Genomic DNA, 23171 nt, shown 5'->3' with positions numbered 1-23171 from the left:
ACGACAACATCAACATAACAAAAAAGGAGCCAATCAAAGCCGCTATGATTGACTCCCCTCCTCTTCTTATTCTTTTGTCGCTGTTACACGAAATAACTTATAAAGACACCTGTGTCTGTAAACTCCACACACCACTTTTCGTCAATTTATCTATATGGACTTCAATATCCCCGCCTAAGTAGACAGTCTCTCCTTTTATGGCGACAACCATTGCCAGTATGACGGGATCACTATTGTTTTTTTGGTACACATCGCCGATTTTAGGCATATGAATTGGAATTGGATGATGTTCCTCCACCTTTGCGTGCGCATTTGGTTCATTCCCATCAGGCTGTGCCCGGTCAATGATTGTTGCACCCTCTTCCAGCCCCGGCACCATTACCCAATACTCGCTATGTCTGATGCCATTGGATCTGTTGCTGATCACGCCGTTTGCTTCTATTGAAGAGACAGTTTCAATCGCGTGAAGATGGTGATGGTCAATCGAGTCAGGTTTAGGATTGATAATCAAAATATAATCACCGACTTTTGCTTTCACTTCTTTATGAAGCGTGTATCGTTGATAATTGAACCTGAAACTATCCAAATGTTTCGGTCTATACAATGTTATCTCTCTTGCCGTTACAAGCTGCTGCTCCATATCTTCAAGTCGAATGAGATGCACAGACTTCCTGAAGAATGGGTTTACAGAGTACACCTTATGCAGTTTATTTTGATAATAAACAAATTGTCCTCTTCTAACGTTTAATAAATTCACTACGACCCCACCTTATATTTTTTTCTAGTTTGTTGTCACGCTTCATTCCATTGACTTAATGAATAATCCGCCGATCACTCTTTTTGTTGAATGACTTTATAAAAGGATACAACCATTAAAATGATAATAAGGGAGAGAGGCAATGCCGATATGATGAGCATATTTTGAAAGCCTTTAATGCCTCCGGAATACATGACAATGGCCGCCATTGCTGATAATGCGAGCCCCCAAACGATCTTGACAACATTCGAAGGATTCAATTGTCCACCCGTACTGAACATGCCGAGTACAAATGTTGCAGAATCAGCAGATGTCACGAAAAAGATGGCAATGACGAACACGGTAATTAAGGACAGGACCGTTCCTAGTGGATAATGCTCATACATGCCGAATGTCACCGTTTCTGTCATTAATGTAGACAGCTTGGCAATCCCGTTTTGCTCTAGATATAATGCCGAACCGCCAAAAACGGCAAAGAAGATGAATGTTACAAGTGTAGGAGCTAGTAATACGCCTGCGACAAACTCTCTTATTGTCCGGCCTTTTGAAACACGTGCAATGAACATGCCTACAAACGGTGCCCAGGAAATCCACCATGCCCAATAAAAGATTGTCCATTCATTAATCCACTGACGCTGATCGCCATTCAACGGTTTAAGTTCAAAACTCATTTCAATGAAGTTCCCTGCATATTTACCGATTGAAGTAGTAAATAGATTTAAAATGTACATGGACGGACCGACAATAAATACAAGGAGTAACAGGAAAAATGCAACGACAATATTAATCGTACTTAAGTATTTGATGCCACGTCCGATACCCGACCATGCAGATGCAATAAATAATACCGTCGCGATTACTAAAATGATTAATTGAAACCAAAACGTTTTAGGGGCGTCGAACAGATACGTCAAACCACTATTAATTTGCGCTGAACCGAAACCGAGTGTGGATGCAACACCGACAACAGTCGCAAAAATCGCAAGCGTATCTACGATATGTCCAACTGTACCCCGCATGATCTTCTTGCCAAACAACGGCTCAAGCGTAGCACTGATCAACCCTGGTGCGCCAACCCGGAATTTAAAGTAAGCGAGTACAAGAGCTACAATGCTGTACAGACCCCAGCCATGAAGACCCCAGTGAAACATCGCATATTGAAGTGATTCGAGTATCGCCTGATCAGACCCCGGCGTCGCATTCGGCGAGCTGATGAACGCATGAGAAATGGTTTCCGCCGTTGTAAAGAACATCAATCCGATGCCCATACCTGCGCTGAACAACATGGCAAACCATGCCAGCAAACTAAATTCAGGCTTCTCATTCTGTTTGCCTAACTTCACCTTGCCAAAACGCGAAAACATAATATAAAAGCAAAAACTGATCATCGCAACGATGACGAATATGTAAAACCATGCAAAGTGATCATAAATGAATGCAGTCGCAGCTACAGTCAAATCGTTCAAACTGGTCGGGGCAATCGAACCCCAAAGCACAATCGCTATACAAATAACGACCGAATACCAAAATACCCTAGTAATATGCAAGAAAATTCCCCTCTCTCTACGATTCCGCTTCTCTATATTTCACAGAAATTCCATCACATCAATGAGAACTCCCCCTCCTTAGCATGAGAACAGAACTTCCCAGCTATACATAAACCACTATAAAACGAGCCGCCTATCCGATTTAGAAAATCGTCATAGACGGCCATAAAGATTCAGCATTCAATTATACCCATTAATAAAAACCTCAAACATCTGCATCGGTGCAAATTGTGCGAGAATTGTGTGGGTGCCTGTGCAAGGCACATTTATGACAATTCAACAAAAGTATAAAAATACGATAAATTTACGGTATTACTAGCTTCTTTCTATCATTTATGCAATTGTAGTGCATAATCTGAATTGTGTCTTACACAGGCACCGGAAAAGGCACCGGAAAAAATGGCAACGAAAAAACCAAGCCGGCATGCCCTATATAGTAAACGGTTGGTTGACGGTTACTTTTTCTGGACGTTTGCCGACCTGGTTTCCAAGATCATTCCGGGGTTCCCATACCCCTTCCTGCATTATTCTGCGATCACCCAATGAGCTGAGCCTGAATCCCGCTTCATTGTAAATACTTGCTCGGCTACCCCTTCACGGCCATATTGGTAGCGGATTTCTACTTCATTCTCAGAAATCGGTGCCGTTTTTCGATACGAAGCCTCTAAAAACAGTTCGCCCAGCCGGTTAAGCTGTGCAAACAGAGGCGTTTCCGGCAAGTTGCCGAACCCTAACAGATCATCGTACAAATACAAATCGAAATATTGCTCCGGCGTATAGTCGCCAGTAAGCTGACCGGTTAAATAATCAATATAAATCGAGTCCGTACGCTCTTCCGATGCTACGCCTACAACTTGTCCATAGATTTTATGCACAGGCGTAATCGTCGCACCTTGCACCGTTTCACTTGCCGGGAAATGGTTCAATAATAAATATTCCCGCGCATTCAACAGCTGATCGTACCCGCCTACAATCGTGACTCCCTGTTTTTCATATAGATCCATAAGCTCCGATTGCACCGGTTTGCCGTTTATCCTCAGCTTCCCGTTTTGCAGCACAACCCGATCCCCTGGAACCGCAATCACCTCGTAATACGCATCCATATACGTCGGTAAATGGCTTGACGTGTTGGTCATTGTGCGTACAATGTCGCCTGCCTCGTACACAACTTCATCGAATAAATTCTGCTTGCGCTCAATGACGGTGTGCATTGATTCCGAACTTCCTTGCAATGAAAACGTCTCTTTATCCACATAATTCAAACCGCCGACCTCATCAAAATGAGGCAATGCCGAAAATTCCTCATAGTCCACAGCCGATAGTTGCTTCTTCTTCTGCAATGCAGAGATTTGCGCCAAATCATCGAGCGGATCATATGGGGTGCCTGGCCCTTGATCAGCAGATAGATAATTCATAGGGTCAACCGCAAGAAACAGAACCAATGCCACGACAGGAAGCGCAGCCGAGACAAACATCACTTGCCAAGAAAACTTTCTCGCCGGCGTCTGCAACCGTTCATGCACACGCTGCTTGATCCGCCTCTCCTGCTTCGATGTATCGCCCATCATTTCATCGAGCTTACGTTTGAAATCGCTCAATTGCTCTCCACCTCCTCTTCATCAAAGAACTCCTTCAGCTGCTGCCTCGCCCTTCGCAGCCGCGTTTTCACAGTGTTTTCATTCAGCTCCAGATAGTCTGCTATTTCCGCTATTGATTGCTCGTCATAATAAAACAAGAGTAGCGGTTCACGGTATTTCAACGGAAGCTGGAAAAGATTTTTCTCAAGTGAGGCAAGCCGCTCCTGCTCCATCACCACTTCATCTGCACCTTTATCTGAAACGAAGATCGTATCGAACAGCACATCTTTTTTATGCTTCCACGAGCGCAAATAATCCTTTGCCCGATTGGCTGTCATCTTCGTCAAATAGGTCTTCAACGACGCCTCATTGCGGAACTGGTCGCTCTTTTGAAAATACGTAACGAATACATCCTGTACAATATCTTCGGCAGTCGACCAATTCTTTACGTATAAATAAGCGATGCGTACTAAATAACGCGAATGCTCATCGATTACTTGATCAATACTACTCATCTACAAACCCTCACCCTCCTCTACGGCCACGTCATATCCCCCTCCACATACGCAACAAATTGGTCAAACGACTTCTTCTCTGTCACTCCGTATCGGCATACTTCATAATTGGAATTCTTTCGATTGGCATACCCTTCAGTCGTCGTAAAGCCGATCAACAACCCTGCCTCTTTCGCAGCTGCTATGAAATCCTCATCATAGTGTCCAAATGGATAAGCTATTGAAACGGCTGCTGGCACTTGCCCGATATTTCGCTGCAAATCCAGTAGAATCTCTTCTTTTGATTGATCAAACACAATCCCTGCACCCGTAAACTCATTCAATGAATGCAATTCATATGTATGTGCTTCAAACTCGAACACATCCGCCAGCTGGTTAAGATCCTCCGCAGTGAAAAACTGCAGCGGGCCGTCTGCGTCAAACAATTGCGCTCCCTGTGCCCGATCCGTCCGCGAAGAAATAATATGCTGAAGCGCAGTAAACCCGTATTGCTTCAAAACGGGATACGCAAATTCCTTCGTCGACAATAAACCATCGTCAAACGTAATGAGCACCGCCTTGTCCGGTACAACAAGGCGCCCTTCCAAATAATCATACAGCTGATGCGCTGTCAGCGTCTCGAACCGATGATTCGCCAAGTACTCCATCTGCTCCTCAAACGATTCCAAGGATATCGTACTATTCATCGTCGTCATCGACTCGAGCGGCAACACTTGATGATAGACAAGCACCGGCAGCCCCGCATCCAACGCAACAGACTGCTTATGAATATAGCCCGGCCGCTCACCTATCGTAAGGATATACCAATCCTCTTCCTCCCGCACAACCGGATAACGATAGCCTTCCTCGAGCTCCAGTATAACAGCACTCTGCAAATCAGCGTCCTCGTACACCGAAGTTTTCTGCAATGAATGAACAGCAGCCAGCCGCTCTGTATGTACAATCGTCAACAACTTCTTCCGCTCAACCGTTCCCTGCCCCTTCCGGACATAGGCACTCATATTCCCGAGCCGCAGCTCGTAATACACCTCATCTTCTCCTGTAATCGCAACAGGCTGCCCCGCCTCCAATACTCCTATCTGCGTAAAGGCGTTCCCCTTCATATAAATCGGTTGCCGCTCTTCCAATGTCAGCACCCGCTCAAATTCCTTTTTTACAATTAACCGATCTGTCCCTTGCGCAAACACCCTACCTTGCGTTTCAATCAATACCCATATCGCACCGACCCCTATTATAAATACAATCAAGCACATAAGTAACAACTTACTTGAATTCTTCCTCATCCTCTTACCCCCACTATCAATCAAGCACCGTACAGACGGAGATTTGAAGGAAAAGTTTCAAAGGTTTTTGAAAAAGTTTTACTTCCACGAGTTCAGCTAGCCGAAACCAAGTGCGAGGATGAAATCACTTAGGTCAAAGGTCACGAAATGACGATAAAACTGTGAAATTGACCGATAACTCACTGGAAATGATCGATAACTCTTTCGAAGTGATCGATAACTTCCTAGATTTGACCGATAACTATCTAAAAGTGACCGATAAAAATCCGACACAGCCAAAACAGAAAAAACGAATCATTTATCGTGGGTAATCCGTATAAGTAATGAACTGAAAATGCGAATGTACGAGGTGAGAACATGAAGAAAAAGAATTCTCGTTGGAAGACAGGGATAGCTATATGTCTAAGTGTAATTTGCCTGATCTGTGCAGGTTGTTCGAAATCAAATGAACAAGATAAAATTAAGGAAACAGTTAAAACCGTCGTCGAACTGCAAATGAATGCACCTAATGAAAAAGCGATCTTCAAGAATTACTTCTCGGATAATATAGAGGACACGGAGAAAGGATTCGAACAATATAATGCGTATTTAAAGGAAACATACGCCCCTTACTTTACGGAAAGCACATTCGATCTATACACTCGAACAGGTGAGTTCGACATCTTCCATACGGTAGCCGACAGATACGGATATCAATTGAAGGTGAACGATGTCAACGTCGAGCAGAACGAAGTGACACCAACAAATTATAACTTCATAGTCCATCTTGATTATGTGAATAAAGACGGGGAGAAAACGGCGATTGAAATAACAGGCGTTGCCATTATGCGCGACGACAAAATCGCTAAAATGTCATACCTCGGCGACAAGCAATTATTGAGGAGTTTAATTAGCGGAGGGCTGGAGTAACTGCACTGGCATAGCTTAATTTTTCGATAGAATCAAATAAAATAATCCATCCCTTATGAGCTTACACTCAAGGATGGATTATTTTTTTGCGGGTTACGATACGCGAGCAGCCAGTGACAGGTAAAATTAATTTCACCATATACCACCAGAGGCAATTAATTAAAAATATAAAAACAACAACCATTCCCTCTCGAGCTCCGTTACTATTATGAAGAGGCGGTGATGACAATGGACCAGGGAGAATTGGAAGCGATCATGGATGCGCATGGCGAACACCTACTGAGGATGGCTTTCTTTTATTTACGGGACCGCGAGATGGCGAAGGATATCGTCCAAGACGTGTTCATTTCCTTTTATACGTCAGCGAATTATGAGGAACGAGGGACACTGCGTGCTTACCTTACCAAGTTGACCGTCAACCGCTGCAAGGACCATCTGCGGAGCTGGTCATTCCGGAATCTGCTGATCACGCAGGATTGGGTGGAAACGATACATACGCAACAGGACCCGCTTGTATTGAATGAAGAGCGGGCAGAACTCTCCATCACGATATTGAAACTGCCGATGAAGTATCGGGAAATTGTCATTTTTTATTACTATGAAGAATACAAGATCAGGGAAATCGCCGCTTTATTGGAGCTATCCGAAAATACGGTGAAGGCAAGAATGGTGAAGGCGCGGAAGATATTGAAGGAAAAACTGAAAACCGGTGATTGGGAGGTGCTATCCAATGAATGAAGTGAAAAAAAGCTTAGATGCTGTGTCGGGGATTAATTCAGAAGATGTGGAAGAAGTGAAGCGAAGAGTCCTCTCGGGTAAACGCAGGCAGAAGAAAAGAAATCCCTTCCCTGGGGTGGCGACTGCCCTTGTCGCCGCAGCGGTCCTGTTTTTTGCATTCAACTTATTGAAGGACGACTTCTCCACTGGGGATGATGAAAAATATGAGGTCAATGAACTGATTTATGGCTTCATGCTTCGGACAGAATCAAATGGTAACGAAGACGGTGCCACGGCTGAAACAAAGCAGGCGGTTTTGAGCAAAGTTCTGCAAATAGACGCTGTATTAGAATACGCGGAATCACTTGGCTATGAGGAAGACACGGAAGCGATTGAAGAAGCTTTGGCGGAACAACGGGATACTTTTTATGCAGATCTGGACAAAGAAGATGAAGAGAAAAAGAAGACAATTCTCCAAACACAGGAAAGGAATTTCGGAATCTCCTATGACGACTATTTCAATGTCATTTTAAAATGGACTTACCGATATGACAAAGCCGAAGAATGGCTCGTTCGCCATCCACAGGAAAAACCTATAACAAAAGGTGAAGTGCTCGGTTCATTCCAGAATAAACACGAGCATGCCATCGCTGATTTCATGGAACAAAAGTCGATTCCCCCTTTCGATCTGTCCGTCAATTACAAAGAGCTTGAAGGGACAGTCGCCGCTATCGATGGTGAGCAAGTCCTTATCACGCAAGGATTCGTAGAGGACGCTCCATCGAAAAAGGACAAGTTGATCATAAATGGAGCCGCCGCCCGGTTTGTCATCCCTCATGCTTCAAACGAGATTTCGCCCGGGATGGACATCAGGATTGTTTACGACACTCTCGCCTACCCTGTTACTTCACGTGGCAGTTCATTACCTTACGAAAAGGTGACGGAGTGGGAAGTGCTTTCTACCAATACCGTGCGTGAATTCACACCTGGAAATCCAACGGGAGTTTCTGAAAAGGATATAGAAACGGCTTATGATATGTGTGTTACCGCGCTGACGGACTATTATAAAGCTGTCTGGAATGGCTCTGCTATTGACTTGGATTCATTCATTGAAAACGAAAACCTTAAGCAGTATATAAATAAGAAGGTTCAATCCGAATATGATCGATATGGAGGCTTTAATGATCCGGTGAAAGATGTTGAAATTGGGGATTGGGAAGCGAAAAATACTGAAGATGCAAATGGAGGTTTTCTCTATTTGCACGTACCTGTAATGGTCAATAAGGATGTAGGCAGTTATGGTGAAGCAACCGAATTTCTCGTCCGAAATGTCAACGGCAAGTTAGTCATCGTTGATTGGTATACGGGTGGAAAAGATACGTATGACTTTATCGTGCGTGGAGAGAATGAAACAATCGACAACCCGGATACTTGGAATGATCAGGAATGGGTAAAGAAATTTGATGGTTCGGCAGATTGAGCATATATCTATAGATATGGCCCGCGAAGGAAATCATCCTCGTGGGCTTTGCTTATTTTATATGAACTATGGAAAATTCTTTTATTCAATCATATCTCTTCTATAGGTTGTACCAGTCACTCCTCTTGAATAGGATGCATAGACGCTATTTAAGGGAGGACTTTACATGAATTCGATAGCTGCCTATATCATTTTAGGCGTATCTTTAGCTGCGCCCATCGGACCTGTTAACGCTGCGCAGCTAAATACGGGTATTAAAAACGGTTTTTTTCATGCCTGGATTTTTGGTATTGGAGCGTTAACAGCCGATGTTTTGTATATGATCATGGTATATTTCGGAGTCGGACAAATTATCGAGTTCGCACTGGTAAAAATAATTCTTTGGTCATTTGGTTGTTTTGTTCTTTTATATACTGGAATCGAAAATTTAGTATCATTACATAAAATTGAACTAGAAATGAAATCAGGTAAAAAAAGCCTTCTTAGACGTTCCTTGTTAACTGGTTTTTTCATGTCGCTTTTGAATCCACTAACGATTCTATTTTGGCTGGGGATCTATGGTTCAGTTCTTGCACAATCTGCTGAAACCTATGCAGGGGATCAACTACTGATTTTTAGTATCGCCATTATAGTTGGTGTCCTTTTATGGGATACAATAATGGCCACTCTATCTAGTGGTGCCCGCAGATTATTATCCGTGAATCTTTTGAAGATGATCTCCGTTATTTCTTCCCTTTTTATGATTGGATTCGGAATATACTTCGGCATTCAGGCTTATCATGCATTATTTTGAGCCTCTTCTTTCTTCCACCTTTTCCGTAAAAACAGGACGACGATTCCAATTATCGTAAGAAATAGTAAACTGACAAAAAAGCCAGGTCGACTTGTTTTATGAAAAAGTGCTCCACTTACGGCCGCAACGACAAGAATCATTCCGATCACTCTTTTTACTTTATCCGCAGTAGTCGGCTCGATTAATCTGTGATACATGGATAAAATGAGAATCCAATTATAAAGCAGCATTAATGCTGCAGCAGTCGTTATATATTCGTATACTTTATCAGGCAATAATAATGAGGTGACTATGGATAGAACAAGCCCGGTTGTCGTTAAAGCGATAGCAGGTAACGGCATTTTGAACTTCTTTTTCATTTGTTTACTAAATAGTTTAGGTGCATCCCCATCTTCAGATATTGTTTGAAGTACCGTGGTAACCGAAAAAAGAGCTCCAGACATCGTCGAAAAACCGGCAATAATAATTGCAGCCGTAAAGACATGCGGGAAAAACTCAATACCATTAAAACCTGATAAGGCCTCAACAAACGGGCTTTTGTTCTCCCTGAACTTATCATATGGCAATAGTAAAAGTGCTAAAGAAAGCGATGTAATGTAAATTACTCCGAGTAACCCCAACATGACTTTTCCCGATTTAGGAGCATCTTCCTTTTTCTTAAGATGGATGGCCATTACGCCCATTACTTCAATTCCACCATGAGCATAAAAGGCAAACAATAGAGCGCTCCAAAATCCGACGATACCGTTAGGGAAAAATCCTTTTACAGTTTGAGGAATTCCTGCTTTGGAATCGCCCTCAATTATCCCCGTCAACGCTAAAATGGCAATTACAATAAACATAAAAATAGCAGCAATTTTCATCACTGCAAATACGCTCTCTAATTTCCCAAACGCTTTAGTCCCAATAAAAAGAACAAGGAGGCCGCATACGGCATAAATCGATGCGAATATCCACAGTTTAATGTCAGGGAACCAAAACTTTGATAACAGTGAAATTGCAGTAAGCTGACTACCGATGATTAAAATCTCCGAACACCAATAGACCCAACCACTGCTAAACCCAGCCCAACGTCCATATGCTTTTTTGGCATACGTTCGAAATGACCCTTTCTGTGGATCTTTTGCGGACATTTTCGCTAGTGCTTCAAATACGATATAGGTTGCACTTGCAGCCATGATAAAGGCCAGGATGACAGAAGGACCTGTCATTTTAATCGCAATACTTGATGCTAAGAAAAAACCTGTACCAATAATGCAGCCTACTCCAATTAGGGATAATTGCCACCAAGCAAGACTTGCTGCTTCATCCTTGCCTCCCGATGTTTTTTTCCCCATCACATACACCTCCACATAAAAGATAGCTTTCCACCAGAAAGTATATTTATGTGTTAGTGAAATGAAGAATGAACATTTTAAAGACAATAATAAAGGGAGCCAATTCAACGATTGGCTCCCTTCTTATTATTGATCAGTTACGGTATCATAGATATAATTTCACACGCAAGTGGTAGTCATTATTCACTTACATATCCGGATTAATTGTAAAGATTTGTGATGCAGAAATATTGATAAGCCCATTCATTTCCTGCACGGTAATCTTCATGCCGCTTGTCATGCCCGATGTCGCGTCGCCAGTCTGTCCATTCATCCAATAAACTTTTTTCTCAAATTCCACTTCGACCGTCCCTAGTTTCTTCGCAGTGACACGGAAGACATTGGTCCCGGGATCTCTTGTAATCTCAGCAATCTCATCAGCATTTTTCGTTACAATTGTATGCTTCCCAATGTTTTCTGCGGCTTCCTTGTCATAGTAATCGTTGTGATGGAACAGTGTTTTCATATCGAATACGAAGGACGTCTGCTCCCTCAATGTCTTGATGTCATAGTGGAAGCGAGCATGTTCCGGTTCTTTCGCTTCGATGGCGTAGCGAGCTTCTTCGCCTCCGACGAAACGCACCTTAGCAATATAGTTGCCCGGTTCATCAATATCCAAGCAGACGAATTGTGGAGACTCGCATTTCTTGAACGCGGCACTTTCGTTTACCAACGTTCCATCCACAGTGAAAAGACTAATGTTATCGACCTTTTCGTCGGCAGACACTGTAAGCCTCGCTTCTGTCGGCAGATAGTCATCCGTCTCTTCCAAGGTCAGCTTCAATTCGCCATTCACTTTTTTGACATGTACGTAATACTTCTTATAACTATAACTGCCGTATGCATTTCCACTGTATCCGCGCAAATTAAGTGTTGCTGTTCCTTCCTTCAGCGGAATAAGCTGTAGCCTGTCTGTTGTTGAATAGCCTCTTATCCCTCGTACAACAATTGCCTCGTACACGTCCTGTTCCGTTTTCCATATAACATCGCCAATCACAGCCATTCCTACTTCTTTCGGTGCGAGCGATACCATCGCCGGCTTCTTATTTTCTGTCGCTACCATCATACTCGCCGCCTGACCTCTCGTCACCGGTGCGTTGATGCTGAAACGGTCGGAGGATGTTCCGCCCGCAATTCCAAGTCGATAGAGAATAAGAACGTTGGTACCGTGCGACTCGTAGTAGACTACGTCCTTGAACGGATTGTTGACGTAGGAGAAAGGATAGCGCGGCAGATCGAACGCTTTGACGAGAATCGAGGCGAGCTGTCCACGTTTAATCGGATCATTCGGCCCATATCTGCCGTCCCCGTAGCCATTAATAATTTTCGCCTCGGCCAGTGCGGCAATTGCTTTGTAGTAACCGTTCGCTTCCGTAACATCCTTGAAATTCGGGTTTTTGACGTTCGTGAGATCCATATCCGTCAATTTCGCAATGATTGCGGCTGCCTGGCCACGAGTAATCGGATTGCCCGGCTTGAATGTGCCGTCCGGGTACCCTCCAATGATATTGCGTTCGGCAAGTTCATTCACCGCCTCTGCATAATACACTGTCGGCGATACGTCAGAGAATTGCTGCTGTTTGCTTTCTGCGTTGCCGGTTAACGGCACACTGATTGCGAGCACCAGTGCACCCAATGTTGTAAGTAGTTTTTTCTTCAATTGTTGCCACCCTCTCTGTTTCTTATGTATCTATCTTGCAACCAACGTACAGACGAGAGATTCCTGGAAAAGTTTCAAAGAAATATAGAAAGAATAAAAGATGTTCATTTGTGGAAGTAATGACCATGTTAGCTTATGTATATTGTTTACAACTGCCCAATAGAGGAAATGGGTAACCAACTATATAGCTGAAGGGGCATACTACAATGACCAATCAAAACGAAGACATCCTTACCTATTTTCAAAAACTTGATCGCAGCTTTTTCATGGATGAACTCAAAGAATTCGCCTATATGGACGAGGCCATTCCAATCGGGCATGAACAAACGATTTCCCAACCTTCCCTCGTACTTGAAATGACATTGGCCCTCGATTTGCAGCCCGGTTCAAAAGTGCTCGAAATCGGAACCGGATCCGGCTACCAAACCGCCCTGCTCGCCGCCTTCTCAGACTCCGTTTATACAATTGAACGAATCGCCGCCTTGCATGAACGGGCAAAGGAACGATTAGAAAAAGCCGGCTTCTCCAACATCCATTTCAAGTTGGATGACGGCAGCACAGGTTGGGAAGAAAACGCTCCGTATGACCGAATTATGGTGACGGCGGCTGCTGCCCAAGTGCCAGACGAGCTCATTGACCAACTAGCACCCGGAGGAAAAATGATCATTCCGGTAGGTACACCGCTTCTACAGGAGCTTCTGCTGTTGGAAAAGGATAAAGAAGGAAAGATTGATACGACAGTGCTGGAGGAAGTGAGGTTTGTCCCGTTGAGGGGGAAGTATGAGTAATGTGTTAGTTGTCTATACAGCTTTTACTTTTTCAGGATCATGGAAATACGTTATTTTTTAGTCGAACCACCCTTGTGCTTGCTACAGCGCACGGGTGGTTTTCTTGTTTTCTAGAATGTGTACCCTAAAACCATTTTTCGTCTCCATTTTCCAGTTTGAACCCTTTCACCCTTTAGTTCAATAGTCACAAAATGACAATATAACTCGGGAAATGATCGATATATGTTGGGGAATAATCGATATCCTCCGCGAAATGATCGATACCCTATGGGAAATGAACGATAACTCGTGGGAAATGAACGATATTATTCTAGCTCTTTCCAATCTTCCCCCACAAACAAGGAAACTCCACCCCTGGCCGCCTCAACTCCCGAAACCACTACCATACCTCAGACTTTAAACCTTCTATTTTCGTATTAAATAAATTAAAAATGGAAATAATGAGTTTAAAAGTTGAGGAGTTGATTCTCTTGGCACATAAATATTACGAGGATAAAAAAGTATTTTGCTTTATCTGTCGCAAAACCACCTTTTTCACCTTTAGAGATTCCCATAATAATAGTGGAGTGGAAAGCCATTGCGGTGAATGTTCAGAGGTATGGTTTGAATGGCAAAACAGGGCTGTCGAAAGAGAGTTGGAAAAGTGGATTGAATATAATAGCAGCAAGTTTCCTCTCAAAAGGTATCTCAGTTTGGAAAAATGATTTCACGTTTGAAGTTAACAAAAAGCACATTATTTCGGATTTCCCTGGGTCAAACAGGAAACCGAGATAATGTGCCATTTTGTCTTTTATTTAGTCGCTATTTTAACAGCTGTTTTATACAACAACTCAGTCCCGACAGCAATGTCCTCGTAGGTCGAAAATTCTGCCGGGTCATGACTGACGCCGTCTTTAGATCGAACAAAAATCATAGCAATTTTACAATCTTGCGCCATAGAGAGTGCATCGTGGAAAGCTCCGCTAATTAGTTCCGGAACAACTTCCAGTCCCATCGCTTTACTCTCTTCACGCATAACATCTAAAATATCCTCACTGCACGGTTCTGGAAAGATATTCGTATCTTCGGAAATCGTATACTGCAGACCATTTTCTTCGGCGGTTTTTTCAATGTGACCACGTAATTGTGCTTCATATCGATTGCGCCGATCTAAGTTAATGTCTCGTAAGTCAATCGTAAAGGTAACCTTTGCTGGAACAATTGCTCTCGCGTTTGGGGAAATTGTTAAGTTACCAACTGTGCCGACAGTCGGGGCATCTGGATCTTGCGTTACGATTTCCTTCAATCCAGAAATGATTTCAGCTGCACCAACTAACGCGTCTTTTCGTAACTTCATAGGAACGGTACCAGCATGTCCCGCAGATCCAGTCAGTTCTATGGTTAGCCAGAGTGGCCCAGAAATCCCTGTAACAATTCCTACAGGAGCATTAACTTCCTCTAAAACAGGCCCTTGTTCAATATGCATTTCGATATAAGTATCAATCGATCCTTTTGGGTATTCTGAAGCAGTGAGCTGGTCAGGGTCAGCGCCAAATTCAAGTAACGCTTCTCGTCTTGTTACCCCATCTTTATCGGAACGGTCAAGTTCACCTTCATCTAATTGCCCGGTAATCCCCCTGGATCCGAATAACCCTTTATTGAAACGGAATCCTTCTTCATCGCAAAACGCCATAATTTCGATTGGCATTTCAGGCGTAATGTTTTGTTCTTGCATCGTTTGGACAACTTCTAATCCGCCCAGCACACCGATGGGACCGTCAAATCGGCCACCTGAAGGCTGTGAGTCGATGTGTGAGCCGAGCATCAAAATGGGCGCATCAGGATTTTTTCCTTCCAGTCGGCCAACCAAATTCCCGAAGTTATCTACTTTCGTTTGTAAGCCGGCTTCTTCCATCCACCGCTTCACAAGCTCTATTCCTTCTTTATATTCCTTTGACAAAGCCAATCGGCATACGCCAGTTTCACCAAATTTACCTATTTCAGCGAGCTGATCCATATTTTCTTGTAATCGTTTTTGATTGATTGTTAGTTTTTGCAGACTCGTATTTACCATTTATCATTTGCCCCCTTACCCATTAGCCTTCTTATCCTTAGCTTTTTCCACGTTATAAATGACAGCGATCGAAATCGCAACACAAGAAGCAATCTTTATTAATGATGGGATTGGTGAGAAAAAGACCCCTATCCCAATTAGTACCGCCATGACTCCGTATTTAGGTTTACTGAAAGCAAATTGACCTAACACTGCACCAAAAATAGCAGGAAGGACGAATACAAATGACTGTTGGATAGATGCGGGGATTAAGTTGACGATAAACGTCCCGCCCAAAACAGTTAAAATAATAATGATTGTATTCGTTAAAGAAGCGAGTGCAATACCGAGTACTCCAGCTATTTCAGCTTTTTGCGTTCCAAGTTCAGCACCGACAGCTTTCTGGGCAGCTGATGAACAAGGGACACATAGATTCGCAATATTACCCGATAAAAAGGCGATATACGTTCCGCCGATCCCGAGAATCGGGAAGTACGTGACAGGTTCAACAATCCATAACACGCCTATAAACGCTGCATAACCTAGGAGGCCGGCAAAAATCGCGCCCCATCCCGGGTGGGCACCGAGTACGAACGACAAGTACATCGGCAATCCTACTGAAGCAATCATTACTAATAAAATAGTTAAGCGACCCCAGAAGTGGGACTGTTCATGAAACCTCGTCATTGAACTACTAACAGGCTCAGGTTTTGCTTTGGAAGCTGTACGAACAACCTCTTGACTCATGCTCATTTTCATTCCTCCTTAACTATAGAAAGTAATTTTCTAGGTAAGAGCAATGACCATCGTTCCGGCAATCATTCCACAAACCATTGAAATTCCAAGTGACCACTCTCGCAGCCAACTTATATTTTTCTTTTCGGCAATTGACATACAGATAATCATGATTCCGAGTGAGGCGATTCCTGCAAAGAAAAAGCCCAATCCTTTAAGCATTTGTTCGCTTGCTAAATATCCGAATGCCCCAAGCATGGCTGCTAAAGAAATACTTGCAACCGCTTTAGGGTTTTTCCTACGGATTGCCTTCTCTGCTTTTCCAAGAGATTTTGTGAAAAGAAATGTGACGAGGAGCCAACCCATTCCACCTAAACACATCGTCCAAACGACAGTCGCAAACGCTTTTTCAGTAAATCCAGCGCCCCCTAGCTCAACGCCGAAAGCCTTCGCACCGATATGAGCAGCCGCCGTTTCTGTTGCCGCGGATCCGATAATACCGATTCGCATCATTGTTATAGGTGGACCAAGGAGTGCGATTAACGAAACGATAACAATTGCAATCCCAAACGAAGGTCCAAGTGAGCTAATGAAGCCTGTCCTAATCGCTCTTGACACTTCCGTAGGCGTTAATCCTGCATCAGGGGCGGCTTTTTTAGCAATGTTCATGAACATGATTGCTTGAAAAATCACGACACCCATTACGAAGAAAGCAACGATCCAGACGATATTGCTGCTAGCGATATTCATTACATTTCCCGGCATTTAAAACTCTCCTTCCAAGGTTGTCAGATGCAACCATAATAGTATTTTATTCCGATAGATAAAACTATTGCTATATATAAACATTATTGTCTGACTGTTTTGATTCTTACCACTATACAGCAGTGCCAAATTAGGCGCAAGGATATTTGGACATTATTAATTTTTTAATTATATGTAACTACTCTACAAACATATTTACTTTTCAGGAATCTTTGTTCCGTAATGAAAGTAATGAATTGTTGTTTTGTGACAGTACTTCAGTTACATCTCCTCACAAACTAAAAAAAAAACACCTCCCTTTGATTAAAAGCAAAGGGCGGTGTTTGGAAACTTCATTATTTTGCTCAACTAGCACGTTTTTTATTTAACCCAATTGTATTTATGTCGGGTCTAAAGTCCCGAAATGACAATATAACTCGGGAAATGATTGATATCTCTTGGGAAATGATCGATATCTCCCGCGAATTGATCGATAACTTCTGGGAAATGAACGATAACACGCGGGAAATGATCGATATCACTTCCCGAAAATGTAACATGGCGTTTCCTATTCATCACATCCAATAATCATGCAAATAAGGCTCTACCGTTACGCTTAAAATAGTTCCCAATTGCTGAACATTTACCCTGACACCTTCAAAGTAGACCGCGCTGTCAGCGTAAGCGAGGACGCGGTCGTCAGGGAATATCACTTCAAACATGCCGGCTTTCTTTGCTTCTGCGTGGAATATGTTGGTGCCTTTCTCTCTCGTAACACCGGCGATCTGCTCGGAATCTTTCGGGATTGTAAACGTTCCGATTTTGTATCCGGGCTTTACAGAGTAGGATTTGTTATTACTCAAGTCGACCGAGTGAGTCGTTCTTTCCTGCAACGTCTGGATGTAATAGTAGAAGTGGGCTGTTTCTTGCTTCGCCTCTATACCGTATCGGATTTCCTTGCCGCCCTTATAGTAGACGGTAGCGATGTATTGGCCTGGTTTTTCAATATCGATGCAGATATTTTCATCATACAGACCCCTTTTACAATGCTTGAACACCGCGCTATCTGTCAGTTTTTCACCCTCCATCGTCGAAAGGGAGACCCGTTCCGCCTGTTGCGTCTGTTCAAGCGTCATTCCTAGTGCAGCGGCCGTCGGGAGCAGTTCATCCGTCTCTTCCAGTGTCAACTCCCATTCGCCATTAGTTTTCTTGACATGGACATAATATTTTTTATGTTTCACCTCATCCGGGAGATAGACACTACCTTCACCGAAGCTAAGCGTGCCGGTCCCTTCCTTCAGCGGGACAAGCTGCAGACGGTCGCCCGTGTAGCCTGCCGGCGTGTTCCTGCCCGTCACCAATGCCGCCTTGAAGACTCCCGGATTTTTCTCATTGTCTTTGAACCACTCAATCTTTTTCCAGCCAAAATCACTTGCCTGGAGTGTCTTCATCTGTGGTTTCGCTTCTTCGGCTGCCTTCATCAATTTGGCCGCCTGTCCCCTCGTGATGGAGGCATTCGGGCTGAAGGTTGTCGAAGACGTTCCAGTCGTGATGCCGAGTCGATAGATAATCAAGATGTTCGGGCTGTGTGACACGTACTGTTTCACGTCCTTGAACGGATTTTCGTGCTCTGGAATATCATAACGCGGCAGATCGAATGCTTTTACAAGAATCGATGCCATTTGCCCTCGCTTGATTGGTTCATTCGGACCGTAACTTCCATCCGCGTAGCCTCCGATGATTTCCTTTTCCGCCAACGCAGCAATCGCCTTGTAATAGCCGTTCGCCGAAGTGACATCCTTGAACCCCGGATCCTTCACCTTCTCCGTATCTAACCCGATCAACTTTGCAATGATCGCCGCGGCCTGCCCCCGGGTAATCGGATTGCCCGGCTTGAACGTGCCATCCGGATACCCTCCAATGACATTGCGTTCAGCAAGTTCATTCACCGCTTCTGCAAAATGCTTCGTCGGCGGTACATCAGAGAATTTAGATTCGCCTGCTGCAGTGCCGGGCAGCAGAAAACTGAACGCCAGAACCAGTGCGAAAAATGCTGTAAGTAGTTTCTTCATTTATCTCCCAACCTTTCCGTTTTATATGATTCTATCTTTAACAACGTACAGACGCGAGATTTTAAGAAAAGTTTCAAAATAAAAATGCAATTATGCGAACCCGGTTGGTTGGGTTCAATTTATTTATTTTCCAAGAAAATTGCCAAGACAATTTTTTATTCCTATACTGTTCCAAGTTGGCTATAGATTTGTTACCTTTTAAGGATGGGTTATGCGTGTTTAATATCCTGAAACGGGTATCGTACACAGATAAGGCCTGACTATAGGAGAGGAAGTAGCTGCATCCAATCATCCTCTCAATGTAAAGGAAAGGTGAACTTGCATGATTGAACTCAACCAGATATCAACCTTATTTCTAGCGGCGGCACTGTACCTGCTCGGCACAGCGCTTGTCAACCGGATCGGCATCCTTGACCGGTTCCTCATTCCTGCGCCGGTCGTTGGCGGTCTACTGTTCGCGATTGTCGCGCTCATTTTGAAATCTACCGGCATTATCGAGATTTCATTGGATACATCCTTGCAGTCCTTGTTCATGGTAGCCTTTTTCACGACAGTTGGACTGGGTGCAAGTTTTAAGCTGATCAAACTTGGCGGCAAGCTACTACTCATCTATTTACTGCTGTGTGGCGTAACCGTTTTCATGCAGAACGTCATCGGCGTCTCACTTGCAAAAGTGTTCAATATTGATCCGCTGCTTGGCGTAATGAGCGGCGCTGTTTCGATGAGCGGAGGACACGGAGGAGCGGCTGCATACGGTCAGACGATAGAGGGTCTCGGTATCACATCCGCTGTGACAATCGGGATGGCAGCAGCAACACTAGGTTTGATTTGCGGCAGCCTGTCAGGCGGTCCGATCGCCCGGCACCTAATTGGCAAACATGGCCTGAAACCGCAAGAAGGCGTAGTGGCTGAGTATATGGAAGAGGATGAAAAGCCGATCAGCCAACATTCATTCATGATTCAAGTGACAATGATCACATTAGCGATGGCAGGCGGAATAGTCCTTGGCGACCTGTTCACCGAAGCAACCGGCTTTGTCTTGCCCGGTTATATAGGCGCAATGTTCTTCGCGGTGCTCATCCGCAACATCATGGACCGTTTCCTGCCGGGAACTGTCAACATGAAGGAAATCAATCTGATCGGAGACGTGTCACTCGCCATCTTCCTATCCATGGCACTCATGAGCATTAAACTATGGGAACTCGCGGGTCTAGCACTTCCGCTCATCGGCATTATCTTCGTTCAAGTGGTCTTCATTGTCGGATTCTCCGTGTTCATCATGTTCCGAGCACTCGGCAAGGATTATGACGCAGCGGTAATGATTTCCGGTTTCCTTGGACATGGACTCGGTGCCACACCAAACGCGATGGCCAATATGGGTGCAACTGTCAATAAGTTCGGACCTTCACGCACCGCGTTCCTAGTCGTACCGATCGTAGGCGCGTTTCTAATGGACGTCGTCTTCAGCGCACCGATCATCATCACAACAATCAACTTGTTGGCACCTAAGTGAATTTGACGGTGCCACTTTTGACGGTGCCTGTGTAAGAAACATTCATGATAATTCAACCAATTTGAATAAGTATACATCATTCTATTGAGAAGCTGGACTTGCCGGCTTCTCTTTTAATTTTTATACAATTGTAGTGTATATACTGAATAGTGTCTTACACAGGCACCCCATTTTAGGCACCCCATTTTAGAAACCTTGAATTGACCCCGTCCTCCTTAGGTCTAAATTCACGAAATGACGATAATTACTCGAAAGTGACCGATATCTTCTGGTAATTGACCGATATCCCTCGCAAAGTGACCGATAAAAGTTGTAATTTGATCGATAACCATTGAGATCTGACCGATAACAAGCCAGCCCACCCTTAAAACTCCCCCACAAAACAAGGAAACTCCACCGCCTGCCGCTTAAACTCCCAAAACGACCACCATAGTCTCGATTCTTCACAATAAACCGACGCATCCATCTTGTCGCTCACATCGAGCACCCGCCTAGCAGGCATGCCGTAAATCCTACGATGCTGCTTCCTCGCCTCCTCCTCTCGGTCCGCAAAATATACCGCGAACCGTTTCTCGCCAAGCGGCACGACGAAAAGCTTGACTGTGCACATCTTCAACCAATTTTCATTCCGCATTCTCCCTATCGCCCCATAATCCAATTGCTCATAAGGAATCCGGCTTTCCGGATCATCCCACTGCACAAGTCCCATCTGCACTGCGTAATAAACAGCATGCGCCATGTTTGGCACATCGTACAAAACCGCATCATGAAATAGCTCTTTCACTGTCAGTTCCAATTCCAATGACCTCCCCAGTAAATTTATTGTAAGCCGCATAAGCAGTCCCTACCGGACCATTCCTGTTCTTCGACACAATCAATTCCAAGACGTTATCGTTCTCATCCTTCGAGTAGTACGCATCACGGTATAAAAAAACGATGACATCCGCGTCCTCCTCAATCGAGCCCGATTCCCGCAAATCCGACATGAGCGGCCGCTTGTCATGCCGCTGCTCGACCGCCCTGCTCAACTGTGCCAGCGTAATGACCGGGCAATTGAACTCCCGAGCCATCCCCTTCAAATCCTTCGTAATTTGGGAAACTTGCAAATGCATGTTGGCACTCTTGTCTTCCGAATGAATCAACGTCAGATAATCAATCAAAATGACCGGCTTTACATTAGGAAATTGATGGATCATCTTACGTACCTTCATCCGCATTTCCGCAACGGTCTGTCTGCTCCGATCAAAAAAATGGATATTTGTTTCCGCCACTCTTCCAATCGTTTTCACCCAATTGCCCTTCTGTGAATCACTGAACAACAAATACGGATCTCGCATCCGGATTCTCGAAAACCTCCCCGTCGACGCAATCAGCCGATCCCGCAAACTTGTATCTGACATTTCTAGCGAAAAGATGATCGGCAAACGCCCTTGCCATCCGGCATGCTTCGCAATATGCAGCATGACATCGGACTTCCCCATGCTTGGCCTCGCAGCCAAAATGACCAATTCACCGTCCTGGAACCCGTTCGTCATTTCGTCCAACTTCTGAATGCCCGATGGCGCCCCCTCTTCCATTCCCTTCTCCATGAACGGGTCCTCGTACACATCCATCAGCAGGTCAAAAATTGCAGAGTGATCACTCACCCGATTATCCATAATCGTATCGAGCTCACTTATGACCCGGTCGATCGGCCAGTTCTCCTGCCCGGCAATATGTAGCACGTTCCGTTTTTCGCGCTCCCGCCAAACATCCAGCATCACCCCGACATAGTCGTCAAACTTCTCGATATGCGCATAATTCGTCAGGTCTTTCACATAATTTGCTCCGCCCAGATCCCGCGGGCTGAACGTCGTGAGCAATGTAACGAAATCAACCATCTTCCCTGAAGCGCGAAGCTCCTTCATCGACTGGAAGATCATTTTATGGACCGGGTCCCCAAATTGGGAAACCGCCAATCCCGAATCCGTTATCAAGTAATTTTCCTTCAACATCGAACCAAGAACCGCTCTTTCCGCGATCACATCGCTTCCCCCTTCGTCAGATCCAACGTGAATTCATTCACACGCGCATTTTTTCTTATGTTCTTAGTTCTTTCTTTCTTAGTAGTTGCGATTTGTTTGTTACATGCTCGTCGTTCATTTGCGAAGTTGCTTGTCATCGGCTCTTCATTCTTTTGGTAAAGCCCCCAATTGACAATCGTTATGACCTGGTTTTGGTTTGTCGTTTCGCTTGTCATAAATCCGTACTCCTCAAATCTTTTCAAAGCTGTCCGGACTTTCGATACGGTCACTCCTTTCCCACATCGCTGACTGAGTGAAGCAATTGAAGTGACAAACTGACCGGGCTGCAAATCATACTCCCTCCCACCCCACTTCCACTGCCTCTCCTCATAATTTGCCAACATAAGCAACGCCATCAAAATCACCTTCTGATCCGATGTTGATTCTGTCCATATCGGCTTATCCATTACCGCTCGATGTAATTTCACCCAACCGCTCATTTTCCTCTTCCTCCTCAAAACATATATTGACCAGACCTTTCATCCTCTATATAGATACGAGTTTGGGAAAAGGATACTGCGAGAGGAAATTTATTTTTTCTCAATGAAAAATCACCAACCATTTCCGACTTTTTGTCGATGGTTGGTGATTATCTTTTTGTATGCCCATC

The 23171-nt window shown here is 44.3% G+C and carries 24 protein-coding genes; 8 read left to right on the top strand and 16 right to left on the bottom strand.

The window, feature by feature from the left end; translation table 11 throughout:
* Window positions 1-97: 97 nt before the first annotated feature.
* From M3191_RS13535 to M3191_RS13515, 5 genes are all read right to left on the bottom strand, one after another.
* On the bottom strand, window positions 98-757 hold the full coding sequence (locus M3191_RS13535; protein ID WP_251700913.1) for a hypothetical protein: 660 nt from the start codon (window positions 755-757) through the stop codon (window positions 98-100).
* A 74-nt stretch (window positions 758-831) separates the two neighbouring features.
* Complete coding sequence (locus M3191_RS13530; protein ID WP_251700912.1) at window positions 832-2304, bottom strand: BCCT family transporter; 1473 nt, start codon at window positions 2302-2304, stop codon at window positions 832-834.
* Between the two features lie 524 nt (window positions 2305-2828).
* Complete coding sequence (locus tag M3191_RS13525; protein ID WP_251700911.1) at window positions 2829-3902, bottom strand: S26 family signal peptidase; 1074 nt, start codon at window positions 3900-3902, stop codon at window positions 2829-2831.
* Window positions 3899-4396, bottom strand: a complete 498-nt coding sequence (locus M3191_RS13520; protein ID WP_251700910.1) for a sigma-70 family RNA polymerase sigma factor — start codon at window positions 4394-4396, stop codon at window positions 3899-3901. Before M3191_RS13520 ends, M3191_RS13525 begins: the two co-directional genes overlap by 4 nt.
* A gap of 20 nt (window positions 4397-4416) precedes the next feature.
* Window positions 4417-5679, bottom strand: a complete 1263-nt coding sequence (locus M3191_RS13515; protein ID WP_251700909.1) for a polysaccharide deacetylase family protein — start codon at window positions 5677-5679, stop codon at window positions 4417-4419.
* A gap of 161 nt (window positions 5680-5840) precedes the next feature.
* Between M3191_RS13515 and M3191_RS13510 the strand changes: the two genes are divergently transcribed.
* The 5 genes from M3191_RS13510 to M3191_RS13490 all read left to right on the top strand — a co-directional run bounded on the left by M3191_RS13510 (window position 5841) and on the right by M3191_RS13490 (window position 9578).
* Window positions 5841-5990, top strand: coding sequence for a hypothetical protein (locus M3191_RS13510; protein WP_251700908.1), 150 nt, complete (start codon window positions 5841-5843; stop codon window positions 5988-5990).
* Between the two features lie 46 nt (window positions 5991-6036).
* On the top strand, window positions 6037-6588 hold the full coding sequence (locus tag M3191_RS13505) for a hypothetical protein (protein ID WP_251700907.1): 552 nt from the start codon (window positions 6037-6039) through the stop codon (window positions 6586-6588).
* Window positions 6589-6810: 222 nt separating this feature from the next.
* Window positions 6811-7326 carry a sigma-70 family RNA polymerase sigma factor gene (locus M3191_RS13500; RefSeq protein WP_251700906.1) on the top strand — a complete coding sequence of 172 codons (516 nt, stop codon included), beginning with the start codon at window positions 6811-6813 and terminating at the stop codon, window positions 7324-7326.
* Window positions 7319-8785 carry a hypothetical protein gene (locus M3191_RS13495; RefSeq protein ID WP_251700905.1) on the top strand — a complete coding sequence of 489 codons (1467 nt, stop codon included), beginning with the start codon at window positions 7319-7321 and terminating at the stop codon, window positions 8783-8785. The genes M3191_RS13500 and M3191_RS13495 overlap by 8 nt, the downstream gene beginning before the upstream one ends.
* A gap of 166 nt (window positions 8786-8951) precedes the next feature.
* The gene (locus M3191_RS13490) at window positions 8952-9578 is read left to right on the top strand and encodes a LysE family transporter (RefSeq protein ID WP_251696189.1); all 627 of its coding nucleotides are present in this window, start codon (window positions 8952-8954) and stop codon (window positions 9576-9578) included.
* On the opposite strand, the gene M3191_RS13485 is transcribed toward M3191_RS13490, so the two are convergent.
* On the bottom strand, window positions 9563-10915 hold the full coding sequence (locus M3191_RS13485; RefSeq protein ID WP_251700904.1) for an amino acid permease: 1353 nt from the start codon (window positions 10913-10915) through the stop codon (window positions 9563-9565). The two genes, M3191_RS13490 and M3191_RS13485, sit on opposite strands and share 16 nt — an antisense overlap.
* Window positions 10916-11102: 187 nt before the next feature.
* Window positions 11103-12614, bottom strand: coding sequence for an S-layer homology domain-containing protein (locus M3191_RS13480; protein ID WP_251700903.1), 1512 nt, complete (start codon window positions 12612-12614; stop codon window positions 11103-11105).
* A gap of 206 nt (window positions 12615-12820) precedes the next feature.
* Here M3191_RS13480 and M3191_RS13475 point away from each other — a divergent pair, with 206 nt between their 5' ends.
* Window positions 12821-13402 (top strand): protein-L-isoaspartate(D-aspartate) O-methyltransferase, encoded by a 582-nt coding sequence (locus tag M3191_RS13475; protein WP_251700902.1) that lies wholly within the window; start codon window positions 12821-12823, stop codon window positions 13400-13402.
* A gap of 470 nt (window positions 13403-13872) precedes the next feature.
* Complete coding sequence (locus M3191_RS13470) at window positions 13873-14106, top strand: hypothetical protein (protein ID WP_251700901.1); 234 nt, start codon at window positions 13873-13875, stop codon at window positions 14104-14106.
* 86 nt (window positions 14107-14192) lie between these two features.
* Here M3191_RS13470 and M3191_RS13465 read toward each other — a convergent pair whose 3' ends face one another.
* From M3191_RS13465 to M3191_RS13445, 5 genes are all read right to left on the bottom strand, one after another.
* Entirely contained in the window at window positions 14193-15455 is a 1263-nt protein-coding gene (locus tag M3191_RS13465) for a M20 family metallo-hydrolase (protein WP_251700900.1), read from the bottom strand.
* 15 nt (window positions 15456-15470) lie between these two features.
* Window positions 15471-16187: a small-conductance mechanosensitive channel gene (locus tag M3191_RS13460; RefSeq protein ID WP_251700899.1), complete on the bottom strand. Its 717-nt coding sequence runs from the start codon at window positions 16185-16187 to the stop codon at window positions 15471-15473.
* 33 nt (window positions 16188-16220) lie between these two features.
* Complete coding sequence (locus M3191_RS13455; protein ID WP_251700898.1) at window positions 16221-16934, bottom strand: DUF5058 family protein; 714 nt, start codon at window positions 16932-16934, stop codon at window positions 16221-16223.
* Window positions 16935-17324: 390 nt separating this feature from the next.
* On the bottom strand, window positions 17325-17492 hold the full coding sequence (locus tag M3191_RS13450; protein ID WP_251700897.1) for a hypothetical protein: 168 nt from the start codon (window positions 17490-17492) through the stop codon (window positions 17325-17327).
* Window positions 17489-18985, bottom strand: a complete 1497-nt coding sequence (locus M3191_RS13445) for an S-layer homology domain-containing protein (protein WP_251700896.1) — start codon at window positions 18983-18985, stop codon at window positions 17489-17491. The genes M3191_RS13450 and M3191_RS13445 overlap by 4 nt, the downstream gene beginning before the upstream one ends.
* Window positions 18986-19307: 322 nt before the next feature.
* Between M3191_RS13445 and gltS the strand changes: the two genes are divergently transcribed.
* Window positions 19308-20498, top strand: a complete 1191-nt coding sequence (gene gltS / locus M3191_RS13440) for a sodium/glutamate symporter (protein ID WP_251696147.1) — start codon at window positions 19308-19310, stop codon at window positions 20496-20498.
* Window positions 20499-20725: 227 nt separating this feature from the next.
* Here the strand turns inward: gltS and M3191_RS18565 are convergent, their stop codons facing one another.
* From M3191_RS18565 to M3191_RS13425, 4 genes are read right to left on the bottom strand one after another with little or no spacing between them, the layout of a single operon-like run.
* Complete coding sequence (locus M3191_RS18565) at window positions 20726-20860, bottom strand: hypothetical protein (protein ID WP_285853367.1); 135 nt, start codon at window positions 20858-20860, stop codon at window positions 20726-20728.
* A 2-nt stretch (window positions 20861-20862) separates the two neighbouring features.
* The gene (locus M3191_RS13435) at window positions 20863-21294 is read right to left on the bottom strand and encodes a hypothetical protein (protein WP_251700895.1); all 432 of its coding nucleotides are present in this window, start codon (window positions 21292-21294) and stop codon (window positions 20863-20865) included.
* Window positions 21263-22522 carry a replicative DNA helicase gene (locus M3191_RS13430; RefSeq protein WP_251700894.1) on the bottom strand — a complete coding sequence of 420 codons (1260 nt, stop codon included), beginning with the start codon at window positions 22520-22522 and terminating at the stop codon, window positions 21263-21265. The genes M3191_RS13435 and M3191_RS13430 overlap by 32 nt, the downstream gene beginning before the upstream one ends.
* Window positions 22519-23001: a hypothetical protein gene (locus M3191_RS13425; RefSeq protein ID WP_251700893.1), complete on the bottom strand. Its 483-nt coding sequence runs from the start codon at window positions 22999-23001 to the stop codon at window positions 22519-22521. Before M3191_RS13425 ends, M3191_RS13430 begins: the two co-directional genes overlap by 4 nt.
* Between the last annotated feature and the right edge of the window lie 170 nt (window positions 23002-23171).

Source organism: Sporosarcina luteola (genome assembly GCF_023715535.1).
Lineage (GTDB): Bacteria > Bacillota > Bacilli > Bacillales_A > Planococcaceae > Sporosarcina > Sporosarcina luteola_B.
This window is presented reverse-complemented; position numbering and strand designations above follow the sequence as displayed.